Genomic DNA, 17296 nt, shown 5'->3' on the forward strand with positions numbered 1-17296 from the left:
TGATCCACCGGGACCGCCAGGGAGAACGCACGGTGAAAACCTGCCCGCTCCCCACCCAGTCCCGCCCCCCGCGGCCCGGCACTGTCGGTGCACGCGGGTAGATTCGACTGGGGCCGCCGTACCACCCGCACGTGGTGCGACCGGCCGAGACCGACGACTGCAGGAGTGATTCGCGTGGATCGTGTCGCGCTGCGCGGCCTGAAGGCCCGCGGGCACCACGGTGTGTTCCCCAAGGAGCGCGAGGACGGCCAGACCTTCCTCGTGGACATCGTCCTTGGCCTGGACACCCGCCCGGCCGCGGCCGACGACGACCTGGCGAAGACCGTGCACTACGGCATCGTGGCCGAGGAGGTCGTGGCCGTCGTCGAGGGCGAGCCGGTCAACCTCGTCGAGACCCTCGCCGAGCGCATCGCCCAGGCCTGTCTGAAGCACGAAGGGGTCGAGGAGGTCGAGGTCTGCGTCCACAAGCCGGACGCGCCGATCACCGTCCCCTTCGACGACGTGACCGTCACCATCATCCGGAGCCGTGTATGAGCGCCCCCTTCGCCCAGGGTCCGAGCGACCCGACCGTACAGCCCGTGCCCGCCTCCGTCATCGAGCAGGTCGACGCCGCGGACACCACCCTGTCCAACCCCAAGCGCGCGGTGGTCGCCCTCGGCGCCAACCTCGGCAACCGCCTGGAGACCCTCCAGGGCGCGATCGACGCCCTGGAGGACACCCCCGGCGTCCGCGTCAAGGGCGTCTCGCCGGTCTACGAGACGGAGCCGTGGGGCGTCGCCGCGGGCAGCCAGCCCTCCTACTTCAACGCGGTCGTGGTGCTCAAGACGACCCTGCCCCCGTCCTCCCTCCTGGAGCGGGCGCACGCGGTCGAGGAGGCCTTCCACCGGGTCCGCGACGAACGCTGGGGCCCGCGCACCCTGGACGTCGACATCGTCGCCTACGCCGAGGTCGTCTCGGAGGACCCGCACCTCACCCTCCCCCACCCGCGCGCCCACGAACGCGCCTTCGTGCTGGCCCCCTGGCTGGACGTCGACCCGGAGGCCGCGCTGCCCGGCCGGGGCAGGGTCGCCGACCTCCTGGACGCCGTCACCCGCGACGGCGTCGCGCCCCGCGCCGACCTGGAACTCCAGCTGCCCGAGTAGTCGTTAAGGTCGACGAGGACGACGAGGTCGGGACGACCGCGCCGGGGAGCCGAAGGGACACCGGAACACCGTGAAAGAGCTGCGCATCAGGGTGCTGGCCGGCGTGTTCGTCGTCGCCGGAATCCTGTCCTGGGCCGGCGCCCGCCTGTGGAACTCGGTGGGTACGCTGCCGAGCGTCCCCTTGGCCGCCCCCGTCGTCCTCGCCCTGATCGCGGTGATCCTGCTGGCCACGGCGCTCTCGATCCGCGCCCGCCTCAAGGCCCAGCGGGACCGCGTCCCCGGCGCCAAGGGCGTCGACCCGATGATGGCGGCCCGCGCCGTGGTCTTCGGCCAGGCCAGCGCCCTGGTGGCCGCCCTCGTCGCCGGCATGTACGGCGGCACGGGCGTCTTCCTGCTGGAGTACCTCGACATCCCGGCCCGCCGCGACCAGGCCATCTACGCGGGCGCCTCGGTCGTCGCGGGCATCGCCGTGATAGCGGCCGCCCTCTTCATGGAACGAGTCTGCAGACTCCCGGACGACGAGGACGACGACCACCCGGGCGCGGCGTCAGCGGCGTGACATACCCGGCTCACCAGGGCTGGCGGACCAGATGTCCGTTGACCAGGAAGCCGGGGTGTGGTTCGAGCCGATAGTTGTAGAGGGTGAATGGCTTGTTCGCGGTGGTCCGCAGCCGCACCTCGTGGACCTGAGTCCAGCAGGACTCCCGGAGCTGCAGAGGGTGCCGCTCGGCCTTGAACGCACCGCGCGAGGACCAACCGTCGACCACGACCAGATGCGACGCCAGACCATTGGTCCGCGGAGTGAACCGCGCGCCCAGCACCTGCGCCAGGTCTGAAAGGAACGCCACGTTCCCGCTCACGAGCACTCGGCCCGACCACCTCTTGGAACGGAACCCGTCGCCGTCCGTGTAGCCGTCCAGGAAGCCCTCGAAGGTTTCCCGGTTTCGGAGGACCACCCTGGGGAACCGCTGCCGCATGTGGTGCGCATCGCCACCCACGTACTGCCTCATCAGGTCGGCCAGGTAGGACGACACGACACGGACGCGAAAGCCCGGAACGTCCCGTTGGAGGTAACCAGAAGGTCGTGTCACCGCCTCCAGACGGGCGGGCAGTCCGGTCACGGCCGTGAGGCACGCCGCATAGCGCGAGGCGAAGGCCTCGTCATTGACGACCAACGAGACGTAGTTTCTGCCGACGGTCCCGTCCGCGCAGTTGGCTCCGACCAGATAGCCCAGCTCATAACCCGGCTCGACGGTGAGCCGGGTGCGGCACAACTTCCTTGCCGGCGTCCAGGCGAGCACGGTTCCCGTGGCGTCCCGCGCGTGAACCCACCCGTCGGGCGTACCCAGCAACTGGTCGGGCGCCACGGTGAACGTCAGGTGATCGGTCACGACGTCCACCACTTCGCGAGCGCGGGTGGTGGTGACCGCCGCGACCGTGGTCGGAACCGTACGCGCCCCGTCCAACATCCACAGGCGGCACCCCACCCGTACATTCCGCGCCTGTGAGCGTCCCTCGACTGTGTTCACCGTCTGTTTGCTGGGCAGACCGTACGCCACCGCGATCCCCCTTGATCAGCGATCGACTCACTGATCAAGGACGATATCGGGCACCACTGACAATCAGGTCAGCGGGTCAGTATCAGGCTCATTGCCTCGGCCCGGGTCGTCGCGTCCCGAAGCTGCCCGCGCACCGCCGACGTCGTGGTCTTGGCCCCCGGCTTGCGAACCCCGCGTACCGACATGCACATGTGCTCGGCCTCGACGACGACGATCACGCCTCGGGCCTCCAGGATCCGCATGAGAGAGTCGGCGACCTGCGTGGTGAGACGTTCCTGCACCTGCAGGCGACGCGCGAAGACCTCGACCAGCCGTGCGAGCTTCGAGAGACCGGTGATCTTGCCACTCGCCGCCGGGATGTACCCGATGTGCGCCACACCGTGGAACGGCAGCATGTGATGTTCGCACAGACTGACGATTTCGATGTCCTTCACCAGGACCATCTCGTCATGCCCGATGTCGAACGTCGTCGTCAGCACGTCCTCGGGCTCCTGGGTATGTCCCGCGAGAAGTTCCCGATACGCCCGTGCCACGCGCGCCGGAGTCTCCCTGAGGCCCTCGCGGTCCGGGTCCTCGCCGACCGCGATCAGCAGCTCGCGTACGGCGTTCTCGGCCCGCTTCTCGTCGAACTCGCCGATCTTTCCCTCGCCGTCCAGCGTCACGGGGTCGGTCATGTGATGCCTCGTTCCTGATCCGTCCTGCGACGGCATACGAAAATGCCGCACCCCCCAAGGCTAGAACCTGGGGGGCGCGGCATACATTCCGGGCCGGGTCGGGCCGCCGGGGCGGTCCGGGGTGGCCGGGGTCAGCTCTCCGGGCGGTCCTCCGGTGCTCGCTCCGGTGCCGGAGCGGGCTCCACCGTGGTGCTCTTGGCGGTGGAGATCGCCGCCGTCGCGCCGTTCGCCCCGTTCGTCAGTGCCAGCTCCTTGGGGGAGAGCACCGGCGGACGCGTCGAGGGCGTACGGCGGGAGGAACCGGTCCAGGCGGGCCGGGAGGGGCGCTTGACGATCTGAGCGAAGACCTCGGCGATCTCCTCCTTGCCCAGCGTCTCCTTCTCCAGCAGCGCGAGGACGAGGTTGTCGAGGACGTCGCGGTTCTCGACCAGGATCTCCCAGGCCTCGTTGTGCGCCGTCTCGATGAGCTTCTTGACCTCCTCGTCGACCAGCGCGGCGACCTCTTCCGAGTAGTCGCGCTGGTGCGCCATCTCACGCCCGAGGAACGGCTCGCTGTTGTCGCCGCCGAACTTGATCGCGCCGAGACGCTCGGTCATGCCGTACTGGGTGACCATCGCCCGGGCCAGGCCGGTGGCCTTCTCGATGTCGTTGGCCGCGCCCGTCGTCGGGTCGTGGAAGACCAGCTCCTCGGCCGCGCGGCCGCCCAGCATGTAGGCGAGCTGGTCGAGCATCTCGTTGCGCGTGGTCGAGTACTTGTCCTCGTCCGGGAGCACCATCGTGTAGCCGAGGGCCCGGCCTCTGGACAGGATCGTGATCTTGTGGACCGGGTCGGAGTTCGGTGAGGCCGCCGCGACCAGGGCGTGACCGCCCTCGTGGTACGCGGTGATCTTCTTCTCCTTGTCCGACATGATCCGGGTCCGCTTCTGCGGGCCCGCGACCACGCGGTCGATCGCCTCGTCCAGCATGTGGTTGTCGATCAGCTTCTGGTTGCTGCGGGCCGTCAGCAGGGCGGCCTCGTTCAGCACGTTGGCCAGATCGGCACCGGTCATGCCGGGCGTACGGCGGGCGACGGCCGACAGGTCGACGTCGGGCGCGACCGGCTTGCCCTTCTGGTGGACCTTGAGGATCTCCAGACGGCCCTGCATGTCCGGGCGGTCGACGGCGATCTGCCGGTCGAAGCGGCCGGGGCGCAGCAGCGCCGGGTCGAGGATGTCGGGCCGGTTCGTCGCGGCGATGAGGATCACGCCGCCCTTGACGTCGAAGCCGTCCATCTCGACGAGCAGCTGGTTCAGGGTCTGCTCGCGCTCGTCGTGACCGCCGCCGAGGCCGGCGCCGCGGTGGCGGCCGACCGCGTCGATCTCGTCGACGAAGACGATGGCCGGGGCGTTCGCCTTGGCCTGCTCGAACAGGTCGCGCACTCGGGAGGCACCGACACCGACGAACATCTCGACGAAGTCGGAACCGGAGATCGAGTAGAACGGCACGCCCGCCTCGCCCGCGACGGCACGCGCGAGCAGGGTCTTGCCGGTGCCGGGCGGGCCGTACAGCAGCACGCCCTTGGGGATCTTGGCGCCGACGGCCTGGAACTTGGCCGGCTCCTGGAGGAACTCCTTGATCTCGTGGAGCTCCTCGACGGCCTCGTCGGACCCGGCGACGTCGGAGAACGTCGTCTTGGGGGTGTCCTTGGTGATGAGCTTGGCCTTGGACTTGCCGAACTGCATCACGCGGCCGCCGCCGCCCTGCATCTGATTCATCAGGAACAGGAAGACGACCACGATGAGGACGAACGGGAGCAGGGAGAGCAGGATCCCGACGAACGGGTTCTGCTTCGACGGCGACACGGTGTAGCCGTCGGTGATCTGCTTGTCCTGGTACTTGTTCTGAAGTGTGTTGGCGAGGGTCACGCCCTGGTCGCCGATGTAGCTCGCCTGGATCTTCGAGCTGCCCTCGACCTTCTGGCCGTCCTTGAGCTGGACCTTGATGGTCTGCTCGTCACCGGTGGTCAGCTTGGCCGACTCGACCCTGTTGTCGTTGATCGCCTGGACGACCTGGCCCGTGTCGACCGTCTTGTAGCCACCGGACGAGCCCACGACCTGCATCAACACGACCACGGCAAGGACGGCCAGCACGATCCACATGATTGGCCCACGGAAGTATCGCTTCACGTCCATCCACACGGAGCGGTGTCGCCCCGTCCCTCCTGCCATAGTGAGTTTGATAAGACAGTTCTTCTGACGGTACCCCAGCGTGGCGGCCCTCAGCCGCACGGGCGGGCCGACGTCCCGTCTGCATGCTCCAACGGCGCGGGGGCCCGAGGGGTTCCCGGGTGACCCGCACAAACACCGTGAAGCCCGTTACAGGCCCGCGTCAGCCGCCGTACACGTGGGGCGCGAGCGTACCGACGAACGGGAGGTTGCGGTACTTCTCGGCGTAGTCGAGGCCGTAGCCGACGACGAACTCGTTGGGGATGTCGAAGCCGACCCACTCCACGTCGATGGCGACCTTCGCCGCGTCGGGCTTGCGCAGCAGCGTGCACACCTTGAGGGAGGCGGGCTCGCGCGAGCCGAGGTTGGAGATCAGCCAGGACAGGGTCAGGCCGGAGTCGATGATGTCCTCGACGATCAGGACGTGGCGGCCCTTGATGTCGGTGTCGAGGTCCTTGAGGATCCGCACCACACCGGAGGACTGGGTGCCCGCGCCGTACGAGGACACCGCCATCCAGTCCATCGTGACGGGGGTGGACAGCGTGCGCGCCAGGTCGGCCATGACCATCACGGCGCCCTTGAGGACGCCGACGATGAGCAGGTCCTTGCCCGCGTACTCCGCGTCGATCTTCGCGGCCAGCTCGGCCAGCTTCGCGTCGATCTCTTCCTTGGTGATGAGTACCTTCTCGAGGTCGGCACCCATGTCGTTCGCGTCCACCCGCATCACTTTCGGTCGTCCCACCGGCCAGTCCGGAGCGTCCGTCGATCCGTGTGCGGATCGCTGGAGGGTCCGGATTCAGCCTTGCCGAATCACCAGTCTGCCACCCTGCCGCCGGGCGACGACTTTGCCGGGGAGGTTGATGGCCCCCTGACCGCGCCAGCCGGTGATGAGCCGGTCCACTTCCTCGATGTGGCGGGCGAACAGCGCACCGCCCGGGGCACCGGCCTCCAGGGCGGCGCGGCGCAGGATGCGGCGGCGTACGGCGGGCGGCAGGGCGTACAGCTTGGCGCACTCCAGTCCGCCGGTGGCGTCGCGGACGCCGGCCTCGGCCTGGCGGGCCCAGGTGTCGAGGGCGTCGGCGTCGTCCCGGGAGAGTTGGGCCGTACGGGCGAGGGCCTCGACGACGCCCTTGCCGAGGGCCTTCTCCAGGGCGGGCAGGCCCTCGTGGCGCAGCCGGGAGCGGGTGTAGGCGGGGTCGGCGTTGTGGGGATCGTCCCAGACGGGCAGGGACTGGACCATGCAGGCCTTGCGGGCGGTCTGGCGGTCGACCTGGAGGAAGGGGCGCCGGTAACGGCCGTCGGCCCCCGAGACCGCGGCCATGCCCGACAGGGAGCGGATGCCGGAGCCGCGGGCGAGGCCCAGCAGGACGGTCTCGGCCTGGTCGTCGCGGGTGTGGCCGAGCAGGACGGCGGCGGCGCCGTGGCGGGCGGCGGCGGCGTCGAGGGCGGCGTAGCGGGCGTCGCGGGCGGCGGCTTCCGGGCCGCCGGCGCGGCCGACGGTCACGGCGGTGGCCTCCACGGGGTCGAGGCCCAGTTCGCGCAGGCGCAGGACGACCTCTTCGGCGCGCAGGTCGGAGCCGCTCTGCAGGCCGTGGTCGACGGTGACACCGCCGGCCCGGACGCCGAGCCGGGGAGCCTCGAAGGCGAGGGCGGAGGCGAGCGCCATGGAGTCGGCACCGCCGGAGCACGCCACCAGCACGAGCGGTGCCGTGGGAAGTCCGGGCGTACGCTCAGGCGTGCGTTCGACGGCCGTCGCGGCGGGGACGCCGGCCGGGGTGTTCAGTTCGGTGAGGATGTCGTGGAGGACGCGGCGGACCGCCAGGCGTATCGCCGCGACCGCAGGATGGGGACCCATGTCCGGTGCCCTTCATGAAGTTGTCGGGGGTGAGCCCGAGGTTCGGTCACGCAGAGTGTGTAGATGGTGACAGAAACGGGCCGTTCCCCGAGCATCGCACGCCTGCCGAAGGCTCACGGTCCCTCGGACGGGTGATTGAAGGGTCGTTCGCCTGCCGTAGGCCGGAATCGTTTCACGCCCCGCCCGCGCGGCTCACGCCTCCGGCTTGCGGTGCACCCGCGCGATCCAGTCCGCCGGTTTGGCGATCTCCGACTTGGTGGGGAGCGTGTTGGGCGAGGTCCAGACACGGTTGAAGCCGTCCATGCCGCACTCCTCGACGACGGCCCGTACGAACCGTTCGCCGTCCCGGTACTGACGGAGCTTGGCGTCCAGGCCGAGCAGCTTGCGCAGCGCCATGTCGAGGCGGGAGGCGCCCTTGGCGCGGCGCTGCTGGAACTTCTCCCGGATCTCCCCGACGCTCGGCACGATCGCCGGTCCCACGCCGTCCATCACGAAGTCGGCGTGCCCCTCCAGGAGGGACATCACGGCGGTGAGGCGGCCGAGCACCTCCCGCTGGGCCGGGGTCTGCACCAGCTCCACGAGCGAGCGGCCGCCGTCGTCCTCCTCCGCCTCGGGACGGCCCCCGGCCAGCGACTGGGCGGCCTCGCGGACCCGTTCGAGCACGGTCATCGGGTCCACGTCGGTCTCGGCCAGGAACGACTGGATTTCGCCCTCGAGGTGGTCGCGCAGCCAGGGCACGGCGGTGAACTGCGTGCGGTGCGTCTCCTCGTGCAGGGTCACCCACAGGCGGAAGTCGTGCGGCTCGACGTCGAGTTCGCGTTCCACGTGGACGATGTTCGGTGCGACCAGGAGCAGCCGGCCGCCGCCGTTCGCGCCGGCCGGCAGTTCCCGGGTGGCCGGGGCGAACGTCTCGTACTGGCCGAGGACGCGGGAGGACAGGAACGACAGCAGCATGCCCAGCTCCACGCCGGTGACCTTGCCGCCGACGGCGCCGAGGACCGCGTTGCCCGCGCCGCCGCCGCGCCGCTCCTGCATCTTCTCCAGCAGGGGCTTGAGCAGCTCCCGGAACCCGGCGACGTTGGCCCGGACCCAGCCGGGCCGGTCGACCACCAGGACGGGGGTGTCGTGGGTCTCCTCGGTGCCCATCCGGGTGAAGCCGCGGACGTGCTCCTCCGAGGACTTGGCATGGCGGCGGAGCTCGGCGACGACGGCCCTGGCCTCGTCGCGGCTCACCTCGGGGCCCGGCCGTACGAGCCGGGTCGCGGTCGCCACCGCGAGGTTCCAGTCGACCATGCCGGAATTTGCGCCGATGCTCGTCATGCGTCAACGGTACGGGAGCGCTGCCGCTGGGGGGCAGTCGTGCGGGGTACCAGGTCGGCGGGGGCGAGGTCCGTTACCTGGGCACCCGGCGTTGCAGGCCGTGCCCACCCGTTCCGCCTTGCGGAACGCCTGCCCACGGCGGTGTGGCACGACTGCCCGCAGCTACGAGGGCTCGGACGCCAGTGCCGTTGCCGCGTGGTCCAGAGCCGACTGGGCCGCCCGGGCGTCCGTCGTGTCGTTGGCCAGGAAGGCGAAGCCGAGGAGGCGGCCGTCGGGGGTGGTCAGCGTGCCGGCGAGGGTGTTGACGCCCGTGAGGGTGCCGGTCTTGGCTCGGACGAGGCCCGCTGCGCCGTCCGTGTAACGGCCGGACAGGGTGCCGGTGAAGTGGGCGACGGGCAGGCCGGTGAGGACCGGGCGCAGCTGGGGGCGGGCCGGGTCGGCCGCCTCGGCCAGCAGCGCGGTGAGCAGGTCGGCGCTGATCAGGTCGGTGCGGTCCAGGCCGCTTCCGTCGTGGAACCGCGCGCCGCCCACCGGCAGGCCGAGCTGCTTCAGGCGGGCCGTGACGGCGGCGCCCGCCCCGTCGAAGTCGGCGCGCTTGCCGGTCGCCACGGCGGTGTGGCGGGCCAGGGCCTCGGCGAGGTCGTTGTCGCTGTTGGTCAGCATCCGCTCGACCAGGGCCGACAGCGGGGGCGAGGAGACCGTGGCGAGGGTGTCGGCGCGGCCGGTGGCCTTGGAGGGGCCGGGGGTCGACGCGGTGACGCCGTGCTGCTTCAGGAGGCCGGCGAAGGTGCGGGCGGCGTCGGCGGCCGGGTCGGGCACGCGCGGGGCGGGGCCGCTGGTGGAGTCGTCGGTGCGGCCCTCGTCGGTCATCAGGGCGGTGACGCGGGCGAGGTTCTCGTTGACCCCGATCGGGTGCATTTCCGTACCGGCGTAGAGCGTCGTGTCGTACGACAGCGTCACCTCGCGCACGCCCCGCTTCTTCAGGGCGGCGGCGGTCTTCTCGGCGAGGGTGCGCAGGCTGGCCAGGCCCCGGGCGTCCTCGCGCGCGGTGAGGGTGGGGTCGCCGCCGCCGACCAGGACGACCTCGCCGGTGTCGGCCTCCAGGGCGGTGCGGGTGGTGAGGCGGTGGTCGGGGCCGAGGGCGGTGAGGGCGGCGACGGCCGTGGCGATCTTGGTGGTGGAGGCCGGGGTGAGCGGGGCGTCGGAGCCGAGGCCGTACAGGCGCTTGCCGGTGGTGAGGTCGACGACGGCCGCCGCGCGGCGCTCACCGAGCCCGGGGGCGTCCTTGAGCAGGGGGTCGAGGAGGTCCGCGAGGTCCTGGTCGCCGGGTGCCGCCTTGACGCCGCCGGGGGTGGAGGTGCCGCCGAGACCGGCCAGTACGGCCCCGGCGCTGGGCGCGGGGCGGGGCGAACCGGACGACGTACCGAAGGCCCCGGATCCGCGGCCGTGATCTGCGCCACCCGTGTGCTCCAGGGCGACGGCCCGGTCCCGCTCGGCCGTACGCTGACCCGTGGAGTCCCAGGGGCCGGCGACGGTCACCACCCCGGCGGCCAGTGCCAGCCCGGCGGTGGCGGCACCGGCGGTGTACTGCCAGGTCTTCGGCCTCGTGATCCGGGCGAGCCGCGGCGCCGTGGCCCGTGCCAACCGTGCGACCCGCGGTCCGGTTGCCCGGACGAATCGGGCCAGACGGGGACGTACGGCATCCGCGGCCCGCGCGACATGCGGTCGCGCGGTCCGCCAAGGTCTCAGCTCTGGCACTGTCACCAGCCCCTTTCGCGATCACACACCTGCGTGAGGGACACTTAACCACCAGAACTATGTGCTGATCATGGAGGAGCGTCCGGTGGAGTTCGACGTCACGATCGAGATCCCGAAGGGTTCGCGGAACAAGTACGAGGTGGACCACGAGACCGGTCGTATCCGCCTGGACCGCCGCCTGTTCACCTCGACCGCCTACCCGACCGACTACGGCTTCGTCGAGAACACCCTCGGCGAGGACGGCGACCCGCTGGACGCGCTGGTCATCCTGGACGAGCCGACCTTCCCGGGCTGCCTCATCCGCTGCCGCGCGATCGGCATGTTCCGGATGACGGACGAGGCCGGCGGCGACGACAAGCTGCTGTGCGTGCCGTCGACCGACCCGCGCGTGGAGCACCTGCGTGACATCCACCACGTGTCGGAGTTCGACCGCCTGGAGATCCAGCACTTCTTCGAGGTCTACAAGGACCTGGAGCCCGGCAAGTCCGTCGAGGGCGCCGACTGGGTGGGCCGCACCGAGGCCGAGGCCGAGATCGAGCGGTCCTACAAGCGCTTCAAGGACCAGGGCGGCCACTGAGCAGGCGCCTCTCCCGTAACGGGCCGCACGCACACGCGTGCGGCCCGTTCGTGTTTGAGTGACCATACTGAGGTCAACAGGAGGGTGTGTTCGTACCAGGGAGCGTTGCGCAGGTGACGGAGGCGGAGGAGCCCAAACCGCAGTCGGACGAGGCCCGCAGTGCCTTCCGGCAGCCCAGTGGGATCGCGGCGTCGATCGACGGCGAGTCGTCGACGACGTCCGAGTTCGAGATCCCGCAGGGACTCGCCGTCACCCGGCCCGCCGACAGCGAGTCCGAGACGACCTCGGAGTTCTCGCTCCCCGACGGCCTGGAGGCGCCTCCGGCCGCCCCCGCGGACACCGAGGGTTCGGCGTTCACCATGCCGAGCACGCACAGCGCGTGGACCGCCCCGGCCGCCTTCACCCCGGCGAGCGGCTTCCCCGCGGTGAGCCTGACGGACGTGCCCTGGCAGGACCGGATGCGCGCCATGCTGCGGATGCCGGTGGCCGAGCGGCCCGCGCCCGAGCCCTCGCAGAAGCACGACGACGAGACCGGCCCGGCCGTGCCGCGCGTGCTCGACCTGACCCTGCGTATCGGGGAGCTGCTGCTGGCGGGCGGTGAGGGCGCCGAGGACGTGGAGGCGGCCATGTTCGCCGTCTGCCGGTCCTACGGCCTGGACCGCTGCGAGCCCAACGTCACCTTCACCCTGCTGTCGATCTCCCACCAGCCGTCCCTGGTCGACGACCCGGTGACGGCGTCGCGGACGGTACGCCGCCGGGGCACCGACTACACCCGGCTGGCGGCCGTGTTCCACCTGGTGGACGACCTCAGCGACCCCGACACGAACATCTCGCTGGAGGAGGCCTACCGGCGCCTCGCGGAGATCCGCCGCAACCGGCACCCGTACCCCACCTGGGTGCTGACCATGGCGAGCGGTCTGCTCGCGGGCGGGGCCTCGCTGCTCGTCGGTGGCGGGTTGACCGTGTTCTTCGCGGCGATGTTCGGCTCGATGCTCGGCGACCGGCTGGCCTGGCTGTGCGCCGGGCGCGGGCTGCCGGAGTTCTACCAGTTCGCGGTGGCGGCGATGCCGCCGGCCGCGATGGGTGTCGTGCTGACGGTGACGCACGTCGACGTGAAGGCGTCCGCGGTGATCACCGGTGGGCTGTTCGCGCTGCTGCCCGGGCGGGCGCTGGTCGCGGGGGTGCAGGACGGTCTGACCGGCTTCTACATCACCGCCGCGGCCCGTCTGCTGGAGGTCATGTACTTCTTCGTCAGCATCGTCGCCGGGGTGCTGGTGGTGCTGTACTTCGGGGTCCAGCTGGGCGCCGAGCTGAACCCGGACGCCAAGCTCGGCACCGGTGACGAACCGTTCGTGCAGATCTTCGCCTCGATGCTGCTGTCGCTGGCCTTCGCGATCCTGCTCCAGCAGGAACGGGCCACCGTCCTCGCGGTGACCCTGAACGGCGGCATCGCCTGGTGCGTGTACGGCGCCATGCACTACGCCGGTGACATCTCGCCGGTGGCCTCCACGGCCGCCGCAGCGGGGCTCGTGGGCCTGTTCGGGCAGCTGATGTCCCGCTACCGGTTCGCGTCGGCGCTGCCGTACACGACCGCGGCGATCGGGCCGCTGCTGCCCGGTTCGGCGACGTACTTCGGTCTGCTGGGGATCGCGCAGAGCGAGGTCGACTCGGGGCTGCTGTCGCTGTCCAACGCGGTGGCGCTGGCGATGGCCATCGCGATCGGGGTGAACCTGGGCGGGGAGATCTCGCGGCTGTTCCTGAAGGTGCCCGGCGCCGCGAGTGCCGCCGGCAGGCGGGCGGCGAAGCGGACCCGGGGTTTCTAGAGCCGGCCGCCTCACGGACTCGGGTGGTTCTGTCCGTCGGCGGCTACGGGCTCGTCGTGGCTGGTCGCGCCCACGCGGCGAAGCCGCACATCAATGCAGCCCCGCGCCCCTTGGGACGCTTTCAGCGGCCCTGGTTGTACGGGTACTGGTCGCCGTACTGCTGGGGCCGGTCGCCGTAGCCCTGCGGGTACTGCTGGGCGTACGGCTGCTGCGGGGGCTGCTGGGTGCCGTAGGGCGGCTGGTCGCCGTAGCCCTGGTCGTACTGCTGGCCGTACTGGTCGTACTGCTGCTGCGGCTGGTCGTACGGGTCCACCCGGCGGAGCTGGGTCGTGGCGTCGTCCATGACCGGGTACGAGGGCTGGGGCTGGTGCTGCTGGGCCGCCGCAGGGGTCGGCGCGGCCGCCGCGGCGCGCTGCTTCTTCTTGCGTTCGCGCAGGTACTCGATGGCGATCGGGACGACGGAGATCAGGATGATCAGGACGAGGATGCCCTCGACGTGGGCCCGGATGAACTCGATCTGGCCGAGCCAGTAGCCCGCGAGGGTGACGCCGGTGCCCCAGGCGACGCCGCCGATGACGTTGTACGTGAGGAAGGTGCGGTACTTCATGCGGCCGGCGCCCGCCACGATGGGGGCGAAGGTGCGCACGATGGGCACGAAGCGGGCCAGGACGATCGCCTTGGGGCCGTACTTCTCCATGAACTCGTGCGCCTTCTCCAGATTCTCCTGTTTGAAGAGCTTGGAGTTGGGGCGGCTGAAGAGCTTCGGACCGAAGAACTTGCCGATCATGTAGCCGACTTGGTCGCCGAGGACGGCGGCGGCCACGATCAGGGTGCACACCAGCCACAGCGGCTGGCTGATGTACTCGCCCTGGGCGACGAACAGGCCCGCGGTGAACAGCAGCGAGTCGCCGGGCAGGAACGCGAAGAGTCCCGACTCGGCGAAGACGATGAGCAGGATGCCCGGCAGACTGAACGTCTCGATCAGATAGTCCGGGCTGATCCACTCGGGACCGAGCGCAAGGGTGGTCACGGGATTGTGGCTCCTGCTGCTGGGGGGAGGCGGGCTGGACCTGGCTGCCCAAACGTACAACGCGGCCGCGGTGCCCCAGGTTCCACGGGGCGTCTTGGGGTGCGCTGTGACGTTCCCCGGGGAAACCTGAGAATCATGGGTATTGAAGAATACGGCGGCGGCCAGGGCCCGCAGCCCGACGTGCTCGTCGTGACCACCAACGATCTGCCGGGCCACCGGGTGCAGGAGGTGCTCGGGGAGGTCTTCGGGCTGACCGTGCGCTCCCGGCACCTGGGGAGCCAGATCGGTGCCGGGCTGAAGTCGCTGGTCGGCGGTGAGCTGCGCGGTCTCACCAAGACGCTGGTCGAGACCCGCAACCAGGCGATGGAGCGGCTGGTCGAGCAGGCACGCGCGCGCGGTGCCAACGCGGTGCTGTCCTTCCGCTTCGACGTGACGGAGGCGGCGGACGTGGGCACCGAGGTGTGCGCGTACGGGACGGCGGTGGTCGTGGCCCGGGAGTGAGACCCGGGCCACGACCACCGCTCAGGGGGTGTGCCGGACGGCGTTGGCGAGGATCGCGTCGCGCATGTAGGCGGCGAGGCCCGGCTTGGCGGCGTCGATGTTCCGCGTGAAACGTTCGTCCGAGACGTACATGTCGCCCAGGCAGGTGTGCATCTCGTACCCGCAGTCGTAGTGGTTGCGGACGATGCCCTGCCGGTGTTCCTCGGCGGCGTCCATGGCCCCCTCGGATTCGGCGGGCTCACCGGCCTCCATCAGGGCGACGAAGCGCCGGGTCAGCTCGGCGGCCTCGTCCTGGATGCGCTGCCAGTCCTCCTTGGTGTAGGAGGCGGTCTTCTCCTTCGACTGGCGGTAGGCGTCGGTGCCGCCCCAGCGTTCCTGGACCTCCTCCTCGTACTGGTCGGGGTCGAAGTCGCCGAAGACCTCGAACTTCTCCTGGGGCGTGAGGTTGATTCCCATGCTGCGTGCCTCCATGGCCTGCTCCACGGCCGCCGCCATCTTCCGCAGCTTCTCGATCCGGGCGGACAGCAGCTCGTGCTGGCGGCGCAGGTGCGCGCGCGGGTCCGCGGCCGGGTCGTCGAGCAGGGCGGCGACCTCGTCGAGCGGGAAGCCCAGCTCCCGGTAGAACAGGATCTGCTGCAGCCGGTCGAGGTCGGCGTCGCTGTAGCGCCGGTGGCCCGCGTGGCTGCGCTCGCTCGGTACGAGCAGGCCGATGTCGTCGTAGTGGTGCAGCGTGCGCACCGTCACTCCGGCGAAGCCGGCCACCTGTCCCACGGAGTAGCTCACTTCCGCTCCTTTCTCTGACGCCGTCCACGCTGCCTCCTCACGTGACGTGAGGTGCAAGCCCGGACGTTCCGCGTGCCACGCCGTGACCGGCCCCGCCCTGCGCGGCAGCCACCGCCCCGTGTCCCCCGCGGGAGCTACGGGGGACTGTCCACTCGGGGGTGATTCGGGAACGTGGCCGTCTGCGTAGCGTTCCTGGCAGGTCGCCGGAAGGCACGCGGCCGATGCCACCCGGAGGTCACCATGAGTACGACTCGCACCGCTTCGCCCCGGCCCACACGCGTGGAGCGTGGCCGCTTCCTCCAGTCTCCCCTCGTCTGGATGCTGACCGGGATCGTGGGGGTGGGTCTGGCGTCCGGGCTGGCCTCGGCGGGCGGGGTGGTCGCCGTCGTCGGCGCGGTCCTGGCGGTCGCCGTCTACTGGGCGGTCATGCGCTTCGTCGCCCGGCGGAGCATGCCGGAGCTCGCGAGGCCGGGAGCCGTGACGCGGGCGCTGTCCGGCGCCGCGATCGGCTTCGCGTTCATCACCGTGTCGATGCTCATGCTCCTCACCGAGTTCTCGTTCACCGAACGACCCGGCAGCGCCCTGTCGATCGTGGCGAGCATGGCCGCGATGCAGCTCGGCGCCGCCGTGACCGAGGAACTGATCTTCCGCGGCCTCGCTCTCCAGGCGCTGGAGAAGATGTGGGGCAGCTGGGCGGCTCTGACGACCACCGCGGTGCTGTTCGGCCTACTGCACCTGGCCAACCCGGACGCCACCCTGTGGAGTTCGGCCGCGATCGCCGTCGAGGCCGGCGTCCTCCTCGGTGCCGCGTTCCTGTGGACGCGCAACATCTGGTTCGTCGTGGGACTGCACTTCGCCTGGAACACCACCCTGGGCCTGATCGGCATCCCGGTCTCCGGCCACGCCTCGGAGGGCCTGATGACCACCAACCCGACCGGCCCCGAGCTGCTGACCGGCGGAGACTTCGGTCTGGAGGCGTCGATCGTGCCCGTCGTCGTCAGCCTGCTGATCGCGATCCCCATGCTCATCGCCGCCCACCGGCGCGGCAACCTGGTCCCCATGCGCCGCGGGAACCGCTGACCAGCCGTCAAGGTGTGTGCGGACCGGCGAGCGCGTCCGCGGTCAGCGGGAACCCGGTGCCCGTGAGCCGTTCGGAGACCTCCCACAGACGTCTGGCGGTCTCGGGGTCCTTTGCTCGACCGGACGGCTCGGCAAGTGCGGCGGGGCCGCGCACGCCGCCGAAGCGGCTCGGGCCGGCGAAGCTCCCGGCGGGTACGTCACCGGTTGACGCCAGCAGGGTCGGGAGCGCGCCGCCTTGCGGGCCGTGCGCGAGGAACGGCGTGCTGAACGCCACGAGCGTGTCGAGGAGCCGGTTGCCGCTGGTGATCCGGAACCCGGTCGACGCCCATCCGGGATGCGCGGCCGTGGCGATCACCGGCGAGCCGGCCTCGGTGAGCCGGCGCTGCAATTCGGACGTGAACAGCAGGTTGGCCAGTTTGGACTGGCCGTAGGCGCCGAAAGGACGGTAGGGGCGCCGCTCCCACTGGAGGTCCTCGAAGTCGATGTGTGCCGAACGGTGGGCGCTGGACGCGATCGTCACCACCCGGCCGGTGATGCGGTCCAGGAGGAGGTTCGTCAGCGCGAAGTGACCGAGGTGATTGACGCCGAGCTGACTCTCGAAGCCGTCCCGCGTCTCCTGGCGAGCGGCGGTCATCGCTCCGGCGTTGTTCACCAGGACGTCGACCGGCTCGCGCAGGCCTTCGGCGAACTCCCGGACCGAGGCGAGCGAGGCCAGATCGAGGGCGCGGACCTCGGCCCGGCCTCCGATGTCGCGTGCTGCCGCACGCCCCTTCGCCTGATCGCGGACGGCGAGAATCACCCGCGCGCCCCGCACGGCGAACGCCGAGGCGGCGGATCGCCCGATGCCGCTCGCGGCACCGGTGATCACGACGGTCCGGCCGGTCTGGTCGGGTATCCGCGAAGCGGAAGAAAGAGAAGAAGAGGGAGTGGACATAGCCCGAATGTAACCACTGGCTACAATGTAGTCAATGGCAACTACTTGGTAGCCTG

17 protein-coding genes are annotated in these 17296 nt (G+C 70.6%); 7 read left to right on the forward strand and 10 right to left on the reverse strand.

The annotated features are described in order from the left end of the window. Positions 1 to 174: 174 nt before the first annotated feature. The 3 genes from folB (at position 175) to ACFV9J_RS23845 (ending at position 1701) form a co-directional block, all read left to right on the forward strand. Positions 175 to 534, forward strand: a complete 360-nt coding sequence (gene folB / locus ACFV9J_RS23835; RefSeq protein ID WP_385356930.1) for a dihydroneopterin aldolase — start codon at positions 175 to 177, stop codon at positions 532 to 534. After that, positions 531 to 1142, forward strand: a complete 612-nt coding sequence (gene folK, locus ACFV9J_RS23840; protein ID WP_385356931.1) for a 2-amino-4-hydroxy-6-hydroxymethyldihydropteridine diphosphokinase — start codon at positions 531 to 533, stop codon at positions 1140 to 1142. Before folB ends, folK begins: the two co-directional genes overlap by 4 nt. Before the next feature lie 70 nt (positions 1143 to 1212). Then, on the forward strand, positions 1213 to 1701 hold the full coding sequence (locus tag ACFV9J_RS23845; protein WP_385356932.1) for a DUF3180 domain-containing protein: 489 nt from the start codon (positions 1213 to 1215) through the stop codon (positions 1699 to 1701). A gap of 10 nt (positions 1702 to 1711) precedes the next feature. Here the strand turns inward: ACFV9J_RS23845 and ACFV9J_RS23850 are convergent, their stop codons facing one another. From ACFV9J_RS23850 to dacB, 7 genes are all read right to left on the reverse strand, one after another. Continuing rightward, positions 1712 to 2701 carry a hypothetical protein gene (locus tag ACFV9J_RS23850; protein ID WP_385356933.1) on the reverse strand — a complete coding sequence of 330 codons (990 nt, stop codon included), beginning with the start codon at positions 2699 to 2701 and terminating at the stop codon, positions 1712 to 1714. A 68-nt stretch (positions 2702 to 2769) separates the two neighbouring features. Next, entirely contained in the window at positions 2770 to 3375 is a 606-nt protein-coding gene (gene folE, locus ACFV9J_RS23855) for a GTP cyclohydrolase I FolE (RefSeq protein WP_385356934.1), read from the reverse strand. A 131-nt stretch (positions 3376 to 3506) separates the two neighbouring features. Continuing rightward, entirely contained in the window at positions 3507 to 5546 is a 2040-nt protein-coding gene (gene ftsH / locus ACFV9J_RS23860; RefSeq protein WP_385356936.1) for an ATP-dependent zinc metalloprotease FtsH, read from the reverse strand. Positions 5547 to 5742: 196 nt separating this feature from the next. Continuing rightward, complete coding sequence (gene hpt, locus ACFV9J_RS23865) at positions 5743 to 6303, reverse strand: hypoxanthine phosphoribosyltransferase (protein ID WP_007452004.1); 561 nt, start codon at positions 6301 to 6303, stop codon at positions 5743 to 5745. Between the two features lie 72 nt (positions 6304 to 6375). Beyond that, the gene (tilS, locus tag ACFV9J_RS23870) at positions 6376 to 7434 is read right to left on the reverse strand and encodes a tRNA lysidine(34) synthetase TilS (protein ID WP_385356938.1); all 1059 of its coding nucleotides are present in this window, start codon (positions 7432 to 7434) and stop codon (positions 6376 to 6378) included. 192 nt (positions 7435 to 7626) lie between these two features. Next, entirely contained in the window at positions 7627 to 8754 is a 1128-nt protein-coding gene (locus ACFV9J_RS23875) for a zinc-dependent metalloprotease (RefSeq protein ID WP_385356939.1), read from the reverse strand. A gap of 162 nt (positions 8755 to 8916) precedes the next feature. Then, on the reverse strand, positions 8917 to 10518 hold the full coding sequence (gene dacB / locus ACFV9J_RS23880; RefSeq protein WP_385356940.1) for a D-alanyl-D-alanine carboxypeptidase/D-alanyl-D-alanine-endopeptidase: 1602 nt from the start codon (positions 10516 to 10518) through the stop codon (positions 8917 to 8919). A 79-nt stretch (positions 10519 to 10597) separates the two neighbouring features. Between dacB and ACFV9J_RS23885 the strand changes: the two genes are divergently transcribed. Together ACFV9J_RS23885 and ACFV9J_RS23890 are read left to right on the forward strand one after the other, a co-directional pair. Next, complete coding sequence (locus ACFV9J_RS23885) at positions 10598 to 11089, forward strand: inorganic diphosphatase (protein ID WP_003975424.1); 492 nt, start codon at positions 10598 to 10600, stop codon at positions 11087 to 11089. Positions 11090 to 11202: 113 nt separating this feature from the next. Continuing rightward, the gene (locus ACFV9J_RS23890; RefSeq protein WP_385356941.1) at positions 11203 to 12912 is read left to right on the forward strand and encodes a threonine/serine exporter ThrE family protein; all 1710 of its coding nucleotides are present in this window, start codon (positions 11203 to 11205) and stop codon (positions 12910 to 12912) included. A 121-nt stretch (positions 12913 to 13033) separates the two neighbouring features. On the opposite strand, the gene ACFV9J_RS23895 is transcribed toward ACFV9J_RS23890, so the two are convergent. Further along, the gene (locus ACFV9J_RS23895) at positions 13034 to 13942 is read right to left on the reverse strand and encodes a DedA family protein (protein WP_385356942.1); all 909 of its coding nucleotides are present in this window, start codon (positions 13940 to 13942) and stop codon (positions 13034 to 13036) included. Between the two features lie 135 nt (positions 13943 to 14077). Here ACFV9J_RS23895 and ACFV9J_RS23900 point away from each other — a divergent pair, with 135 nt between their 5' ends. Further along, positions 14078 to 14443, forward strand: coding sequence for a YbjQ family protein (locus tag ACFV9J_RS23900; RefSeq protein ID WP_003975421.1), 366 nt, complete (start codon positions 14078 to 14080; stop codon positions 14441 to 14443). A gap of 21 nt (positions 14444 to 14464) precedes the next feature. Here the strand turns inward: ACFV9J_RS23900 and ACFV9J_RS23905 are convergent, their stop codons facing one another. Beyond that, complete coding sequence (locus tag ACFV9J_RS23905; RefSeq protein ID WP_385356944.1) at positions 14465 to 15226, reverse strand: MerR family transcriptional regulator; 762 nt, start codon at positions 15224 to 15226, stop codon at positions 14465 to 14467. Positions 15227 to 15466: 240 nt separating this feature from the next. Here ACFV9J_RS23905 and ACFV9J_RS23910 point away from each other — a divergent pair, with 240 nt between their 5' ends. Next, complete coding sequence (locus ACFV9J_RS23910; RefSeq protein ID WP_385356946.1) at positions 15467 to 16306, forward strand: CPBP family intramembrane glutamic endopeptidase; 840 nt, start codon at positions 15467 to 15469, stop codon at positions 16304 to 16306. A 7-nt stretch (positions 16307 to 16313) separates the two neighbouring features. On the opposite strand, the gene ACFV9J_RS23915 is transcribed toward ACFV9J_RS23910, so the two are convergent. Further along, the gene (locus ACFV9J_RS23915; protein ID WP_385356948.1) at positions 16314 to 17240 is read right to left on the reverse strand and encodes an oxidoreductase; all 927 of its coding nucleotides are present in this window, start codon (positions 17238 to 17240) and stop codon (positions 16314 to 16316) included. Positions 17241 to 17296: the final 56 nt, after the last annotated feature.

The organism is Streptomyces sp. NPDC059906 (assembly GCF_042730645.1).
GTDB lineage: Bacteria > Actinomycetota > Actinomycetes > Streptomycetales > Streptomycetaceae > Streptomyces > Streptomyces rubrogriseus.

Bases quoted from the DNA above. Each gene is read 5' to 3' on its own strand.
- ACFV9J_RS23875 (WP_385356939.1), bottom strand. From the start codon at position 8,754: ATGACGAGCATCGGCGCAAATTCCGGCATGGTCGACTGGAACCTCGCG.
- tilS (WP_385356938.1), bottom strand. From the start codon at position 7,434: ATGGGTCCCCATCCTGCGGTCGCGGCGATACGCCTGGCGGTCCGCCGC.
- hpt (WP_007452004.1), bottom strand. From the start codon at position 6,303: ATGCGGGTGGACGCGAACGACATGGGTGCCGACCTCGAGAAGGTACTC.
- folK (WP_385356931.1), top strand. From the start codon at position 531: ATGAGCGCCCCCTTCGCCCAGGGTCCGAGCGACCCGACCGTACAGCCC.
- ftsH (WP_385356936.1), bottom strand. From the start codon at position 5,546: ATGGACGTGAAGCGATACTTCCGTGGGCCAATCATGTGGATCGTGCTG.
- ACFV9J_RS23910 (WP_385356946.1), top strand. From the start codon at position 15,467: ATGAGTACGACTCGCACCGCTTCGCCCCGGCCCACACGCGTGGAGCGT.
- folE (WP_385356934.1), bottom strand. From the start codon at position 3,375: ATGACCGACCCCGTGACGCTGGACGGCGAGGGAAAGATCGGCGAGTTC.
- ACFV9J_RS23900 (WP_003975421.1), top strand. From the start codon at position 14,078: ATGGGTATTGAAGAATACGGCGGCGGCCAGGGCCCGCAGCCCGACGTG.
- ACFV9J_RS23915 (WP_385356948.1), bottom strand. From the start codon at position 17,240: ATGTCCACTCCCTCTTCTTCTCTTTCTTCCGCTTCGCGGATACCCGAC.